11 protein-coding genes and 1 tRNA gene are annotated in these 15,952 nt (G+C 39.2%); 11 read left to right on the forward strand and 1 reads right to left on the reverse strand.

Annotated features, from left to right (window positions below):
- Window positions 1-282 precede the first annotated feature (282 nt).
- The 8 genes from BUA16_RS06970 to istB all read left to right on the forward strand — a co-directional run bounded on the left by BUA16_RS06970 (window position 283) and on the right by istB (window position 9,603).
- The gene (locus tag BUA16_RS06970) at window positions 283-3,585 is read left to right on the forward strand and encodes an amidohydrolase family protein (protein ID WP_072764033.1); all 3,303 of its coding nucleotides are present in this window, start codon (window positions 283-285) and stop codon (window positions 3,583-3,585) included.
- A gap of 329 nt (window positions 3,586-3,914) precedes the next feature.
- Window positions 3,915-5,168 carry a mechanosensitive ion channel family protein gene (locus BUA16_RS06975; protein ID WP_072764034.1) on the forward strand — a complete coding sequence of 418 codons (1,254 nt, stop codon included), beginning with the start codon at window positions 3,915-3,917 and terminating at the stop codon, window positions 5,166-5,168.
- Window positions 5,169-5,226: 58 nt separating this feature from the next.
- A tRNA-Met gene (locus tag BUA16_RS06980) sits at window positions 5,227-5,299 on the forward strand.
- Between the two features lie 613 nt (window positions 5,300-5,912).
- Window positions 5,913-7,490, forward strand: a complete 1,578-nt coding sequence (locus BUA16_RS19150) for a DUF1186 domain-containing protein (protein WP_072764036.1) — start codon at window positions 5,913-5,915, stop codon at window positions 7,488-7,490.
- Window positions 7,491-7,865: 375 nt separating this feature from the next.
- Entirely contained in the window at window positions 7,866-8,180 is a 315-nt protein-coding gene (locus tag BUA16_RS06995; RefSeq protein ID WP_178338852.1) for a sigma factor-like helix-turn-helix DNA-binding protein, read from the forward strand.
- On the forward strand, window positions 8,164-8,508 hold the full coding sequence (locus BUA16_RS07000) for a Mu transposase domain-containing protein (RefSeq protein WP_072764038.1): 345 nt from the start codon (window positions 8,164-8,166) through the stop codon (window positions 8,506-8,508). The genes BUA16_RS06995 and BUA16_RS07000 overlap by 17 nt, the downstream gene beginning before the upstream one ends.
- Before the next feature lie 66 nt (window positions 8,509-8,574).
- On the forward strand, window positions 8,575-8,877 hold the full coding sequence (locus tag BUA16_RS07005; RefSeq protein WP_072764039.1) for a hypothetical protein: 303 nt from the start codon (window positions 8,575-8,577) through the stop codon (window positions 8,875-8,877).
- Window positions 8,878-8,910: 33 nt separating this feature from the next.
- Window positions 8,911-9,603: an IS21-like element helper ATPase IstB gene (istB, locus tag BUA16_RS07010; RefSeq protein WP_317045388.1), complete on the forward strand. Its 693-nt coding sequence runs from the start codon at window positions 8,911-8,913 to the stop codon at window positions 9,601-9,603.
- A gap of 85 nt (window positions 9,604-9,688) precedes the next feature.
- On the opposite strand, the gene BUA16_RS19060 is transcribed toward istB, so the two are convergent.
- Window positions 9,689-9,808 carry a transposase gene (locus BUA16_RS19060; RefSeq protein WP_262482955.1) on the reverse strand — a complete coding sequence of 40 codons (120 nt, stop codon included), beginning with the start codon at window positions 9,806-9,808 and terminating at the stop codon, window positions 9,689-9,691.
- A 399-nt stretch (window positions 9,809-10,207) separates the two neighbouring features.
- Between BUA16_RS19060 and BUA16_RS07020 the strand changes: the two genes are divergently transcribed.
- From BUA16_RS07020 to BUA16_RS07030, 3 genes are all read left to right on the forward strand, one after another.
- Entirely contained in the window at window positions 10,208-10,816 is a 609-nt protein-coding gene (locus tag BUA16_RS07020) for an RNA polymerase sigma-70 factor (protein ID WP_072764041.1), read from the forward strand.
- A 348-nt stretch (window positions 10,817-11,164) separates the two neighbouring features.
- The gene (locus BUA16_RS07025) at window positions 11,165-12,313 is read left to right on the forward strand and encodes a FecR family protein (RefSeq protein ID WP_072764042.1); all 1,149 of its coding nucleotides are present in this window, start codon (window positions 11,165-11,167) and stop codon (window positions 12,311-12,313) included.
- Window positions 12,314-12,465: 152 nt separating this feature from the next.
- On the forward strand, window positions 12,466-15,948 hold the full coding sequence (locus BUA16_RS07030) for a TonB-dependent receptor (protein ID WP_072764043.1): 3,483 nt from the start codon (window positions 12,466-12,468) through the stop codon (window positions 15,946-15,948).
- The last annotated feature ends 4 nt before the right edge of the window (window positions 15,949-15,952 follow it).

Genomic DNA, 15,952 nt, shown 5'->3' on the forward strand with positions numbered 1-15,952 from the left:
GATGCCGCCGCGGTCCCTAACGCGGGATTATATAAAAATGTATGTGCTAAACCTTGGTGATCGTCCATTTTGTTGTTACAAGTCCATAGGTTGTAAAGTACAAAACCCTGAACCATAACTAAGGTGTCCATGGCTGTTATGGTAAATTAAACAAAACAAGTAATTGTGGAATTTTAGCGGGCCAAACCAAAACATTGTAGGGCAAAACTCAATAAGAAAAACGCATATTATGTTTCTATTAAGTACATTTGGAAATTCTATAATTAACGACTCATTAGAACAATGAAAAACAGTATCCTTTTTGCACTGATCTTACTTAATTGTCTAACCTCCTATTCCCAAGATAAAGAGGAAGCCAAGAAAGAAAGTTGGGAGGTATCCACTCCAGCGCTTCCTTACAAAAATGTTTCCATCACTTCGGACGAGGGTTCTTGGATGAGCCTCGATGTAAGTCCAGATGGCACTCAAATAGTATTTGATATGCTTGGTGACATCTATACGATTCCTATCACTGGTGGTGACGCCACACTGATCAGAGGAGGACATGCCTTTGAGGTACAACCTAGATTTAGTCCAGATGGCAAAAGCATTAGTTTTACCAGCGATGCCGGTGGGGGAGACAATATATGGGTCATGAATACCGATGGTACCGATGCAAAGCAGATAACCAATGAAGATTTTAGATTGGTAAACAATGCGGTATGGTCCGTTGATGGGAACTATATTTTCTGTCGTAAACATTTTACGGCAACACGTTCCCTGGGAGCAGGTGAAATTTGGATGTACCATAAATCTGGTGGAAAGGGAATTCAGCTTACCAAAAAGAAAAACGATCAGCAAGATGCTGGCGAACCTTGGGCATCACCCGACGGCAAGTACGTATACTTCAGCGAAGACGTGTACCCAGGAGGTTTTTTTCAATATAACAAGGACCCTAACAGCCAAATCTATGTCATTAATAGATATAATCTAGAAAATGGCAAAATTGAAAGGGTTACCGGTGGTCCTGGAGGTGCTATACGTCCGGTGATTTCACATGACGGAAAGCTAATGGCTTTTGTTAAAAGAGTAAGAGAAAAAACGGTACTTTACCTACACGATCTCGACTCAGGAAAGGAATGGCCTTTATACGATCAACTTAGTAAAGACCAGCAGGAAGCATGGGCCATCTTTGGGCCGTTCACGGGATTCAATTTCACCCCAGATGATCAACACATTATTATCTGGGCGCAGGGGAAAATCAAAAAAATCGATATTGATTCCTTGGAGATTGAGGAGATTCCTTTTTCCGCTTCGGCAGAACACAAAATTGTAAATGCCCTAAAATTTAAAAACGACCCTTCCCCGGAAACCTTTAATCCAAAGGCCATACGCCACGCGGTAACCTCTCCGGATGGTAAGACCTTGATTTTTAACGCGGCTGGGTATTTATGGAAAAAGACACTTCCAAAGGGTGAGCCAGTACGCCTTAGCTCGGGCACGGATCTTGAATTTGAACCCTCATTCTCTAAAGACGGAAAATACCTGGTTTATGTGACATGGAACGATGAAAATATGGGGGCTATACAGAGGTTGAATCTAAGCTCATCCAAAAACAAACCTGAGCAATTAACTACTGAGAAAGCCATATACAGAGAGCCTTCATTTTCACCAAAGGACATTAATCGCATTGTGTACCGAGAAGAGGAAGGAAACGGAAACCAGGGGTATGTAAACACCAAAGAACCCGGTATTTATATGTTAGATGTCGTTAAGACCAAAAAATCTGGTATCAAGGCCACCAAGAAATTGATTATAAAAGAAGGTCAATTTCCCACTTTTAACAAGGATGCAGATAGAATATATTACCAAACTGGGGGGTATCTTTTTGGAGATTTGACCAAAACCCTGAAAACGGTAAACCTCGATGGGAAAGAACCAAGAGAATTGGTAAAATCTAAATACGCACAAAGAATTATTCCAAGTCCAGACGATAACTGGGTGGCCTTTACCAATTTATACAAAGTTTATATTGCGGCCCTTCCCATGACAGGGAATACCATTGAATTGGACGGAAACGCGACTAATGTTCCTGTGGCCCAAGTAGCACGTGATGCCGGAATTAATTTGCATTGGTCTGACGATAGCACCCAATTGAATTGGACCCTAGGTGATGCATACTTTAGTGCCGACATAAACCAAAGATTTCTCTTTTTGGAAGGTGCTCCAGAGTCCATACCCCACTTAGATACCCTAGGCATTAAGATAGGTCTAACGCTACCTACGGATAAACCAAAAGGGATTATAGCTTTTACGGGAGCAAGAATCATTACCATGGATGATGATAAGGTCATAGAAAATGGGACCCTGCTGATCAAGGACAACAAAATTATGGACCTTGGTGCCAAGAATGTCGTTAGCATCCCTAACGATGCTAAGGTCATTGATGTACGTGGCAAAACAATTATGCCCGGATTAATAGATGTACACGCACACCTTGGACATTTCAGATTCGGGATAAGTCCACAAAAACATTGGCAATATTATACCAATTTGGCCTATGGTGTTACCACGACTCATGATCCTTCGGCAAACACTGAAATGGTGTTTTCACAATCTGAAATGGTTCGAGCCGGAAATATGGTGGGCCCAAGGATCTTTTCTACAGGGATTATACTGTATGGAGCAGAGGGAGATTTTAAGGCCACTATCAATAATTTGGACGATGCACGTTCGGCCATTCACAGAACAAAGGCTTTTGGAGCATTTTCTGTAAAGAGTTACAACCAGCCAAGAAGGGATCAAAGGCAGCAAATTATAAAAGCAGCCCACGAAAAGGAGATAGCGGTGGTTCCGGAGGGAGGCTCCACATTCTTTCACAATTTGTCCATGATTTTGGACGGACATACCGGAATAGAACACAATATACCCGTGGCCACTGTGCATAAAGATGTTGCCCAATTATGGGCTGCCAGCCAAACCGGATACACCCCTACCTTGATCGTTAATTATGGCGGATTGAACGGGGAAAACTACTGGTACCAGACTACCGATGTATGGGAAGATGAAAAACTTTTAAAGTATACCCCTAGAAGCATCATTGATGCTCGTTCTAGGCATCGAACCATGGCACCGATAAAAGAATATGAAAACGGCCATATCCTAGTTTCAAAAAGTGTCAAGAAATTGGCAGATGCTGGGGTTAAGGTAAACTTGGGCGCTCACGGACAAATACAGGGCCTTGGAGCACATTGGGAACTTTGGATGCTGGCTCAAGGAGGAATGACCAATATGGAAGCTTTAAAAGCCGCTACCATAAATGGAGCCAATTACTTGGGAATGGACGATTATTTGGGCTCGCTAGAGAAAGGAAAGCTGGCAGATTTGATCGTTTTGGAAAAAAATCCTCTCGAAAAGATTGAAAATTCCAATTCCGTAATCTACACTATGATTAACGGTAGGCTATACGATACGCAAACCATGAACGAGGTGGGGAATTATGAGAAAGTAAGAGGTGCCTTTTATTGGGAAATGAACGACTATGCTCCTGCTTTTGACTGGCATGGCGAAACCCGTACAGGCTGCTCTTGTGAATCGGGTCATTAAGAAAAGAACTGTAATACTGTTCGCCTTACAAAGAAAAAGCTTCAAGGAAACTTGAGGCTTTTTTTATAGTCCTAAGCTAGAGAGATTATTATAAGAACCGGATTTTAAATTCATACATTCCTAAGAACTTATGGGCCAGGTTTTCGAGGTTTTTCAATAAGGAAAAAGTGAGCTTTATGAGAGCTTCAGGGAGTATTGGAATCAGTTTTTGGTTGAAATAAAAACTAAAATAAGATGTTGAGTTTATATTCCAATCTTTTGCTGTCCTAACGTTGCTTTTTCATTTTCGAAACGATAATTTTGTTTCTAATTACCTTAACCCTTTTACAATGACTGAGCAAAAAAATCAATTTTTTATTGATTATCTAACTAGTATGGGAGTTTCCCAAAGCCTCGCCGAATATCTGAATCTTTTCGGGCTCTTTATACTTACCGTTCTGCTGGCCTTTTTATTGGACCTCCTAATTTGGAAAGTTCTGAGAATAATAACTGTCAGAATAGCTCGAAAATCGAAGACAAATTTTGATAATTTCCTAGTTACTAACCGAGTACCAAGGTATTTTGCTCATATTATTCCATTGTTATTGGTTTGGGAGGCACTACCTTTTATCTTCCTTAATTTTTCTTATTTAGGAAGTATAGGTTCAAAACTTACCCTAGTCATTGGGGTCATATTAACACTTCAAATCATCAGTAGTCTCTTACGAAGTGTCAATGATTACCTAAAGACCTTGGAGCGGTTTAAAGACAAGCCCATTAACAGTTATATTCAGGTATTCATGATATTTGCTTGGATAGCAGGTATCCTAACGGTCTTCGCTATAGTAACAGGGACCAGCATTTGGAAGTTTTTTACCGCTCTTGGTGCTGCTTCAGCTGTTATTCTATTGATTTTTAAAGATTCTATCCTGGGTTTGGTAGCCAGTATACAGGTGAGTATTAATGATATGTTACGCATTGGGGACTGGATTACCTTTGATAAATATGGGGCAGATGGAAATGTTACGGAAATAAATCTAGCCACTGTTAAGGTTCAAAATTTTGACAAGACCATTACCACCATTCCTACGTATGCCTTAATCTCGGATTCCTTTAAAAACTGGAGAGGCATGGAACAATCTGCCGGTAGACGTATTAAACGTTCCCTTATCATAAAACAAAATAGCATTAAATTTTTAAATTCTGAAGAGGTAGAATCTCTAAAGAGAGTTCAGATCATTCAACGATATATTACCGATAGAAACGATAAGATAAATAGTTATAATACGGAAAATAATAGGGATAAGTCTTTGGTCATCAATGGTCGTAATCTTACCAATATAGGTGTTTTTAGAAAATATGTAGAAACTTATTTGGAAAACCATTCGGCCATCAATAAAAAAATGACTCTTATGGTAAGACAATTGAGTCCGACCCCTCAGGGAATCCCCATAGAGATCTATGCTTTTAGCAGTGATAAACGCTGGGAAAACTACGAATATATTATTGCAGATATTTTTGACCATCTCTTGGCTGCCGTTCCTTATTTTGATCTCGAGGTCTATGAACTTCCCAGCACTTTTTCGATACAAAAAGAAAAATAATTTTTTTTGCCTTTAGTTAGGTGTATGTGAAAAAGAGTTGTACTTTTGCAGCATATATCGCGGGATAGAGCAGTAGGTAGCTCGTCGGGCTCATAACCCGAAGGTCACTGGTTCGAGTCCAGTTCCCGCTACAAAGGAAACCAGCTAGCAATAGCTGGTTTTTTCGTTTTACGCAAAAGCAATGCGCGCATTCGCTTTGGAGGGAAACAAAAAACGGGCGCAAAGCGACCATGGTTTTCTTTGTAAAGCCACCCCCCAAGGCCCTTTCCGCAGTACAACGAAGGAAAGAATCCAGTTCCCGATACTAGTAAAGACAAGGGTTTCAAGAGATTGAGGCCCTTTTTTTATTTCTTACCTAAAACATTCCTAAAACATTTTTCGGGGTTTCTCGGGATCTAACTTAAAAGTTGTGCCTTGTAACAATTTCAGGAAGTATTTTTATATCGGGATATTGGGCAAACAATATCTTACTTCTCTCGGATTGGTTTTGCGTCCAGTTGTTAGGTGATTTATAAAGCAGGTACCTACTTCTGGCCAAGAGCTGTTTTCTGGTGTCCCCGTTGCTGAATTCTTTTGGGATCAAGAACAATTGTTGTGTTTATGCAAAAGTCATGGTTAGATTCTTAATAAATAACAAACAGACCTTTCTTGATTTATGTTTATAAAAATCTAAATTTGACTATTATTTTCAAGATAACTTATAGTTGCTTGGTAAAGAACAAGTCATATAATTAGACAAATAAGATGAGTATTATAAAAATTGGTTATAACATTACCACCGATCCAACCTTTTTAGACAAACAAAATGCCATTACGCTTGAGTTATCGCGTAAGTTGGAACGATTTCACAAGTTAGCAGTAGAAGGTAAAAGATCAAGCGTGCAAAAATTGTTGGATGCCATTGACCAATATCCTGATAATCCGCAGTTGAAAAACTATTTATCTGTCTTATACGGTCTGTTGAACGAAACTGAGAAGATGTATGACACGAATAAGTGGATTATTGCAGAACATCCTAATTATTTATTTGGAAAATTAAACCTGGCACACGAGTATTACTTTAAACAAGAATACGATAAAATGCCCGAGATATTAGGTAGTGCAATGGAGTTAAAAGCGCTATATCCAGACCGTGATACCTTTCATTTAAACGAGGTAATTTCATTTTATAAATGTGCCACCCTTTATTTTACCGCCATAGGTGATATTGAGCAAGCGGAAATTCGATACGATATTATGCAAGAACTGGCACCTGATTCTGAAGATACCGAAACGGCGAGGTTACAAATTTTTGCAGCCACAATGAAAGCAGGCCATGAGCGTTTTGAAAAGGAGCAAAAAACTAGAATATCGGTAAAAACAAGATCACAAAAAATTACAAGCACCAATAAAGCTCCAAATTTCATTCATGAAGAAATAGATTGGCTTTATAGCCATGGACTATACATTGGAGAGGAGAAACTTAACAAAATACTCTCTCTCCCCAAGGACAGTCTTATTAATGACCTAGAGTTGGTTTTACTAGATAGTATTGTTCGCTATGGCTATTTTAAAAAGTTGGATGAAGAAAACGGATGGGACGAGGAAAAGATGAATTTTGTTGTCCATGCTGTTTATCTACTAGGCGAACTTGAGGCAGCAGAATGCTTGGAAACCATTTTTGATGTTCTAAGCCAGTCCGATGCATATTTCGATCTTTTTTTAGGTGACTTTCTCACTTCGGCCATTTGGGAGCCTATCTACAAAATAGCCATCAATGACCTGGAAGCATGTAAAGAATTCATGTATACACCCGGGTTGGACACCTATGCCCGCACTACCATCACGGATGTATTGGAACAGCTTGCCTTACACCATCCCGAAAGGCGCGAGGAGGTTTTGACCTGGTATAGGGATGTCATACAATTTTTCTTGGACAGCAGCCTAGAGGATAATGTAATTGACAGCGATGTAATAGCGCTGTTGATATGCAATGTAATCGACATCCATGGTGCTGAGCTATTGCCAGAGATAGAACAGTTATTTGAACGGGGGTTAGTGTCTCAGGGTATTTGCGGGGCCTGGAAAGAAGTAAAGGAAGCCTTTGAGCACCCTGACACCTATGATAAAGTTAAAGAAATACTACCCATGGCAGACCGTTACGACATCATAACCTCTACTTGGGCCAGCTACAGGGACGAATTGAGCAGCCCGCCAGCAGATTTCTTCGATTTCTCAACCTCCTCACAAATGCCCGTGAGAGCGGAAGCGAAAATTGGACGAAATGATTCCTGCCCCTGCGGCAGTGGGAAAAAGTATAAAAAATGTTGTTTGAACAAATAAATAATAAAGCTGTGAGGGGGTAGTAGAATTCTCCTCTCCTTTAGTTTGCACAATGGCAAAACACACTAATTAGGCTCATATCAAAACTTGTCAAAGGGCTTACAAAGTCAGCATGTATAACCGCCTTTCGGGGCGGTTTTAGGTTTTGCATTCAGATGAGTCTATCACCATCCAACTAACCTGTTCGGTTTGTTAAGCTGCTAGAAAGCACACGCTTTTCATCAAACTGATGTACTGGCGCTCAAGATTTTTTTTTTTTGTCCCAAAGTGTTATATGTATATATTAATATAAAACTACCCCACATTTCAATCTAAAAGTATACCACTTATTACCAACTTGAACATCCAACTATAGATGTTCATAAAATGATAAGCATGTATACTAAACAGGAAATTGTAATAAAGAGCCACCGTGAAGGCAAAAGTCAACGAGCCATTAGCAGAGAGCTTGGTATCAGTAGAAAAACGGTAAAGAAATACATTGTCGAATTTGAAGACCGATTGGCATCGGGTTCGTCTACCCAGGATGTAATCTCGGGTTTTTTATCAGAGGCCCCGGTTTATAACGGAAAGAGGGGTTCAAAGCTAAAACTCACTGAGGAAGTACAGCGGGCCATCGACGAGGTATTGGCTTCCAATGAAGAGAAAAAGGCAGCAGGGGCTTGGAAAGCAGATGCTCAAAAAGTGTGATATTTTTTCCCTGCTACAAGAACAGGCCAACGCTTGGCTATCCCATACCATAGCAACCCTTAACAACACCAAGCAACAACTTACGGGAAAGACCTCCAATGAACTATTGGACGATGAAAAGGGTGCTCTGGGAGCGGCGCCGGAGAGATTGCTCTGTTACGAGCAGGTTCCGCTCCGGGTAGATAAATACGCCACGGTAAGCTACAAGACCAACCGGTATTCGGTACCGGACCATTTGGTAGGTGCTTTTGTAGATGCCAAGATCATGAGCCACAACCTATGGTTCTATCATGATAACCGCAAGGTAGCGATGCACCAACGAAGGTAACGGAGCCACCAATGGATCATTAAGATCGATCATTATCTGGATATCTTTAAACGCAAGCCCGGAGCCATGGCGGGGAGCATGGCCTTGGCCAGTTCCGGATATTTGAAACAACTCTGCCAAGCCCATTTCATGGGGGAATCGCGCAACTTTATCGACCTACAGAGTTATTGCCGGCAGCATACCGTCACCGATGAAAAGCTTGAACAGGTAGTAAAACAACTTGCTCAAAACCCTATAAATAAGATTACCACGGAAAAGATAAAAGCATTGCTGGGAAATAAGCAGCAACCGCCTCAAATGCCGGCGTGGACCCATACCACTGCCATGGCCAAATCACAATTACAAGAATTATCCGCACTAATAAATTAGAAAACCATTGAAAAAACGATCAACGAACGTATTGTGGACTACAGCAGGGAATTGCGGTTGCCCGCATTTAGGAGGGACTTCAGCGTGTTGGCCAAAGAAGCTGCCATTGAGCGTATGGACTATGAAGGACGCTTGGAAAACCGTAAAAAATCCCAGATTAGAAAGGCCAATTTCCCTTCAAAAATGTATTTGAACGAGCTCAAGCGCGAGCAGTTACCTCCCAACGCCATGGAGAAGCTCCCCTTATTGGAACGCTTGGATTTTATCGAATCCGGGCAAAATATAATATTGGCCGGCAACCCTGGCACGGGCAAGACCCATATTGCCGTAGGTCTTGGCCTGAAGGCTTGTTTACAGGGGTACAAGGTACTGTTTACCACGGTGCACAAACTGTTGACCCAGATCAGGGAATCACATTCCCAGCGCACCTTAAAGGTAATCGAGGCCCGCTTTGAGAAATACGATCTGGTGATCTGTGATGAATTTGGATATGTCTCCTTTGACAAGGAGGGATCCGAACTATTGTTCAACCACCTCTCCCTGAGGGCCGGACGTAGATCGACCATCATCACTACCAATTTGGGCTTTGAACGTTGGGAAGAGATCTTCGGGGATCCTGTGCTGACGGCTGCCCTGGCAGACCGGTTGACCCATAGGGCATATCTCATAAATATGAATGGGGAGTCCTATCGATTAAAAGAAACCAAAGAAATGATGAGCAAATGAAAAAAGAAAAAAATGGTACCAGGTCCCCGCCGTACTTCTGTTCCAAGGGATATCCCTTGGAACAGAAGTACCATTGTTAATTAATTTAAAATGGTATACTTTTCAGTTGAAATAAACAAACGGCCTCCGATGCCGGCTTTTGCACATGGAACCTGTCCCTTACCGGTGTCGCCTTTGGGAAGCATTTGCTAGCGATGGTCTTTATGGAGTTTTTCTTGTTTTTTTATTTAGGCTCCAGGAACCAACTTTCGAGGAACATGAAACTTTTCTTTTTAAACGTTTAGAACGCTATTGATGGAAATAGATCTCGGCACTGAAATGGGAATCAGGATTATTCTTTTTACACCCGAAAGTGAGGTGGCCTTAACAAAACACTTTTATCATTAGATAACAATTTAGCAATGTTTAATTGTTAATAAAATTAACTGTTTCTCAAACCTATTAAGTTTTTTTGTCAAATATTTTAAATTCTCCTGCTGTTCAATATTTATGGGGGAATGTGGTGAATATGTTGTAGAAGAACACTTTGATACTGTTAAGGAGTTATTTAAAATAAAAAAAATAAGTGTATCTTTTGAAAATCAATCATTAATTGTTACTCAATATGGATAGAATAGAATTAAATTCGGAGAAGCAAAGGTTTATCTCTTTTAAGTCTGGAGATAGGCATGCATTTGAATTTTATTTTGAATTTTATTTTGGAAAGATTACTGGTTTTTGTACGCAGTTCTTGGGCGATGAGGACGAAGCCCAAAACGTGGCCCAAGAGGCATTTATAAAGTTATGGTTAAATAGAGGGAAGATAGAAAAAATGAGCGGTGTAAAATCTTTTTTATATACGTCCGCCAAAACCCAATGTTTGGATGTTTTAAGACACCAGGCAGTCAAAAATAGATATAAGAGCTTTAAATTGAATGAGTGTGAAATTGCGTTCAACAGGGAAGTATTGAGCTCTATGAATTTTGATGATGTTTCGTTTGCGGAATTAGAGGCCTTAGTGGAAAAAACTATTTTAAAATTACCTCGAAAATGTAAGGACGTATTCCTCAAGAGCCGTTACGAGAATAAAAAAAATCGCGAAATAGCAGAAGAATTGAATGTTTCTGTTAAAGCCGTGGAAGCAAATATTACAAGGGCGCTAAAATATTTGCGGGTAGAACTTTCTGATTATATTGTGTTCCTGATATTCGTAATATTTGATTTTTTTATTTAAGCTTTCAGTACCGTTTAGAACTTGATGTTATTTGATTCAGCAATGCTATTTTTAAGAATTCAATTTAAATTCTCCTTTTTCTAATTTAAGCGTGTAGTGCAGTTTTGCCTTTTTTCGAAAGGCTACAGTATACTTTAATAATTTGGTTATAATTTGAGCCAAATCTCCCTTACGCAAATAGTTATATTCCCTATCAGCTTTTCTGTATAGGTATATTCTTTCATGATGGCCAATCGGAACTTTCTGTCTCTGATCTTAATTCTATTTTACAAGTTTCATAAAATAAAATGCCAATACCATGTAGGGTAAAATCCATTTTACACGTACCTAGGGTATAAACACATTTAAATGGACCAATCGGCTATAGAGAAATATTTATCCGGGGAGGCCTCGGAAGAAGAAATTGAAAAACTTTTTCAATGGATAAAGTCCGACCCAAAACATAAAGAAATGTTTTATGACCTTAAAAAAGTTTGGGCCATTAGATCTGAGATGAGTAAAAATAAAGGAGTCGCATGGCGGTTTGTGGAAAAAGGAATAGCAAAACGGCAACGCAGGGTTCAGTTTCAGCATATTCTTAAATATGCAGCTCTTTTTGTAGGTATTCTTGGAGGGGCATATTATTTTTTGACCTTTACTGGTGAAGGGGACAACTTATTGCCGGCTACAGAAGATGCTATTACGCTAGAAACAGGAAATGGAAATATAGAGGTAATCAAAGGGAACGGAAACAAGACCCTTTTAGATACTAATGGTGAAGTTGTTGGAGAACAAAGGGGTGATACATTAAACTATTTCCTTAAAGCAAACCAAGGGAAAATTTCAAAGGCAAAGGCTAAGAATTTGGTCTTTAACGAACTTAATGTGCCCTATGGCAAAAAAATTCAAGTTTTGCTCGCGGATGGTACCCTTGTTTATCTCAATGCTGGGAGTTCTTTGAAATTTCCGGTAAATTTTATTCAAGGAAGGGAAAGAAAAGTGTTTTTAACAGGAGAAGCATTTTTTGAGGTGGCCAAAGGCAAAGACCCATTTGTTGTGAGTTCCGATAATGTTAATGTTAGAGCATTGGGCACGGCGTTTAATGTAAGCTCCTATCCGGAAGACGAAAGTGTTAATACTGTTTTGGTAGAAGGGTCGGTTGGTGTGTACCAATCCAAGGAGCATTTTACCCTGGAACATTCAACTATTTTAAAGCCTAGCCATATGGCAACATGGAATAAGGTTGAAAATAAGATTTCAATTAAAAAGGTTGAAGTAGATAGCTATACTTCTTGGGTTTCAGGACGAATGGTGTTTCGCAATACGCCATTTAAAGTTATACGTAAAAAATTGGAAAGGCATTATAATATTCAAATTATCAACGAAAATAAGCTTCTGGACGAGAAAAGGTATAATGCCGTTTTTGATGAGGAGACCATTGAGGAGGTAATGGAAATATTGGACGAGAGTGACAATGTTAAATATGTAATAGAAAACAAGAAATTAATAATAAAATAAACTTTAATCCAGTGTACACATAAAATGAAGAGAAACAAAACTTGACAAGAAGACTATTTAATCATTGAAAAACCGGGAAACGCTTGCAACATTCCCCGGCTAAATTAAATAGTTAAAAAACTAAATTTTTAACAAAAACATCAAACAAAGGTATGAAAAAACTACTTAATAAAGTATGCCATCCTATTGGTATTCCTAAACTTAGCTTAAAGGTGAAACTTACAACGACATTATTTTTGCTTGTATTAATGCAGATTCATGCAAACTCGTATTCGCAGGACACTAAAATATCCTTAAAACTTAATAATGTCAGTGTTCAAAGTGTCTTGGATGAAATTGAATCTCAAACAGAATTTAAATTTTTCCTCAACACGGATTTTCTGGATTTGTCGCAAAAAGTATCGGTAAACGAAAAGGAAAAGCGAATTTCCACTATTTTGGATAAGATACTTACAAGAACCAATATAGTTTATAAGGTGGTTGGTAAGCATATTGTTTTAAAGCCTGATCCTTCAAAATTAATTACTCCTAAAACACCAAATAATTCAAAGCAAACCACAGCAATAGTCCAGAATATTGTCTCTGGTACTGTAACCGATATGGAGGGCAATCCACTACCTGGGGTTAGTATCATCGTTGTTGGTACCACTAAAGGGGTGCAATCGGATTTTGACGGAAATTATTCGATTGAAGTCTCAAGAAATGATGTCATTGCCTTTTCGTATTTAGGAATGAAGACCCAAAGTTTTAAAATTGGAGACTCCAACACTATAAATGTGATACTGGAAGACGATGTGTCAACCCTTGAGGAAGTAGTTCTTGTGGGGTATGGAACTAGTAAGGTGGCAAAAGTATCTGGAGCTGTAAGCACGGTAAGTACCAAAAATCTTGAAAACAGGGTTATTCGAAATGTTGGAGAAGCACTGCAAGGTACTGCAGCCAATTTGAATGTTACTATTGCAGATGGACGTGCTACTTCTGTGCCTAATATAAATATAAGGGGATTTGAATCTATTAATGGTGGGTCGCCTTTAATTATTATTGATGGTGTATCGTCTACCGCTGCAAACCTAGCAAGATTGAACCCTGCCGATATAGAGGCTATATCTGTGTTAAAAGATGCTTCTACGGCAGCAATTTATGGTGCAAGAGCCTCCTTTGGTGTGCTTATGGTAAAAACCAAAGAAGGTAAGGGAAAAATGAAAATTGATTATTCTGAGAGTTTAGCCCTTAGAGCTCCAACGTTTTTACCAGAGGTAGAATTAAATCCGGAAATTGTGCTTAGGGCTAAACACACAGCAGCTTTTCCGTATTATAATTTATACACCGATGAGGAATTTAATTATGCTGCGCAAGTTTGGGAGGGACAAGCACCTGCGGTATCATTAGACCCAAAAAACCAAAGAACTTGGCGGTATTTTGGTTCAACAGACTGGTTTGATGAGGCGTATGCTAAAAATGCATTGTCAATTAATCGCAATCTATCTATTTCGGGGAAAGAAGATAGGATTTCATATTTTTTCTCGTTAGGATCTTTACGTGAAGATGGCGCTATAAAACAAGGAACCGATAAGTTTAAAAGATATAACTTAAGAAGTAAACTAACTTTTGATGTAACGGATTGGTTAACTGTTTCGAATAATACGTCTTGGGAAAGTACAAAGTATAATGAGCCTTCAGGATATAGTAGAGATAGGTATTTTCATGAACTAAACAGAACACCTACAACTGAGGTAGTATATAATCCAGATGGATCTTATACTCGAGCTGGAGCCAGATTAATAGGGATTACTAAAGAAGGTGGGCGCAGAGAAGAAATTGATAATGTTTTTACTGCACAACTTGCGGGAGAGCTTTCGCTAATTAAAGATATATGGAAAGTAAATGCAGATTATACCGTAAGAAAGGGCTATGAAAATTTATCTAATTTTAGAAAGGGAGTACCTTATAAAAATGGACCAAATGAGCCGATACAAATTGAGTATGGACAATCTCAGACGACATTTACATCGCGCTCTAATGATGATTATGTTTACAAGTCTATCAACCTATATACTACCTTAACCAAAGATTTAGGCAAACATTATATAGGAGGTACTTTAGGATATAACCAAGAGGAGAATGTTTTTGAAGCTTTTAGCGCATCAAGAGAGCAATTGATTTCTGAGGATTTTCCTTCACTTGATCTTGCAACGGGTGATGCCTTTGTAGGAGATAGTTTTTCAGATTGGGCTGTAAGAGGCGCTTTTGGACGCTTGGAGTACGATTACGACGGTAAATATATTATAAACCTTACTGGGCGATATGACGGTACCTCTCGTTTCCCTAAGGCAGATAGGTTTGTGTTCAATCCATCTTTTTCTATGGCATGGAGGATTGATAAAGAGGGGTTTATGCAAAACCAATCGACAATCAATTTATTAAAGCCCCGTTTCTCTTGGGGTAGCTTAGGAAATCAGAGTTCGGATACCGTAGGTAATTACCCCTATATTTCAACCTTGGGTATAGGGCGAACAAGTAAACTTTTAGATGGGGCAGAGAGAGATGCCATATACCAACCGCCTCTTGTGTCAAGTACTTTAACTTGGGAAACTGTAGAAACAAAAAACCTTGGGTTGGACATTGAATTGTTTAATGGTAAAATATTTGGTCAATTTGATATTTACGAGCGCTTAACACTAGATATGTTAACGGCGTCTAAGGAATTGCCCGCAATTCTTGGGACTAGTGAACCTAGAGCGAATGCGGCAGATTTAAAAAATAGAGGCTGGGGAGTAACCTTAACCTGGAATGAGAGTATTAAACTGGGGGGAGACGACCTTTGGCTGAGTTTAACAGGAAATTTATCTGATTCCCGCACTTGGATTACAAAATTTGATAACCCTAGTGCTAATATTAATAACTGGTATGTTGGAGGAGAAGTTGGTCAAATATGGGGATTAACCTCAGATGGCTTTTTTACCTCTCCGGAAGATGTTCAAAACCATGCGTATCAAGACCATAGAGCATCGGACGAAATACGTTATTTTGCTGTAGGCGATGTGAAATGGAAAGACTTAGATGGCGATGGTATTATAAACTTTGGTTCTCAACGCGTTGGTGATACTGGAGATTGGAGCATTATAGGAAATAGTGCAGATCGATACAGATATGGTATTGGGTTTAATGCCAATTGGAAAAATTTTGATTTTAGAATCTTTGGTCAGGGTGTTGGGAAAAAAGATTATTATCCTAGTGCTGGCAGCCATTATTTTTGGGGGATATATGCCCAACCATGGGCAAATCCATCGAAGCATATTTTAGACAATGTGTGGACACCAGAAAATCCAAATGCACATTTTCCGCGTCTAAAGCCTTATGCAGCAGAAGATTATTCAGAGCTGGGGATACCCCAAACGAGGTATTTGGTAGATGCCAGTTATTTTAGAGTTAAAAATATATCGTTTGGCTATTCTTTACCGAAAAATTTATTGGACAAGATCAATGTGAGATCGCTGCGTCTATTCTTTTCCGGAGAAAACTTATTTACGTTTTCAGATATCATAAAGTTTGGAATGGATCCCGAGTCTTTAGGTGGACAAGGCGGGTATCCCCAACAAAAGAAATTTGCAATCGGGGTGAATTTAGGTATATAAAACA

Source organism: Arenibacter nanhaiticus, from assembly GCF_900141935.1.
Lineage (GTDB): Bacteria > Bacteroidota > Bacteroidia > Flavobacteriales > Flavobacteriaceae > Arenibacter > Arenibacter nanhaiticus.

Bases quoted from the DNA above. Each gene is read 5' to 3' on its own strand.
- BUA16_RS06970 (WP_072764033.1), top strand. From the start codon at position 283: ATGAAAAACAGTATCCTTTTTGCACTGATCTTACTTAATTGTCTAACC.
- BUA16_RS06975 (WP_072764034.1), top strand. From the start codon at position 3,915: ATGACTGAGCAAAAAAATCAATTTTTTATTGATTATCTAACTAGTATG.
- BUA16_RS19150 (WP_072764036.1), top strand. From the start codon at position 5,913: ATGAGTATTATAAAAATTGGTTATAACATTACCACCGATCCAACCTTT.
- BUA16_RS06995 (WP_178338852.1), top strand. From the start codon at position 7,866: ATGTATACTAAACAGGAAATTGTAATAAAGAGCCACCGTGAAGGCAAA.
- BUA16_RS07000 (WP_072764038.1), top strand. From the start codon at position 8,164: ATGCTCAAAAAGTGTGATATTTTTTCCCTGCTACAAGAACAGGCCAAC.
- BUA16_RS07005 (WP_072764039.1), top strand. From the start codon at position 8,575: ATGGCGGGGAGCATGGCCTTGGCCAGTTCCGGATATTTGAAACAACTC.
- BUA16_RS07020 (WP_072764041.1), top strand. From the start codon at position 10,208: ATGGATAGAATAGAATTAAATTCGGAGAAGCAAAGGTTTATCTCTTTT.
- BUA16_RS07025 (WP_072764042.1), top strand. From the start codon at position 11,165: ATGGACCAATCGGCTATAGAGAAATATTTATCCGGGGAGGCCTCGGAA.
- BUA16_RS07030 (WP_072764043.1), top strand. From the start codon at position 12,466: ATGAAAAAACTACTTAATAAAGTATGCCATCCTATTGGTATTCCTAAA.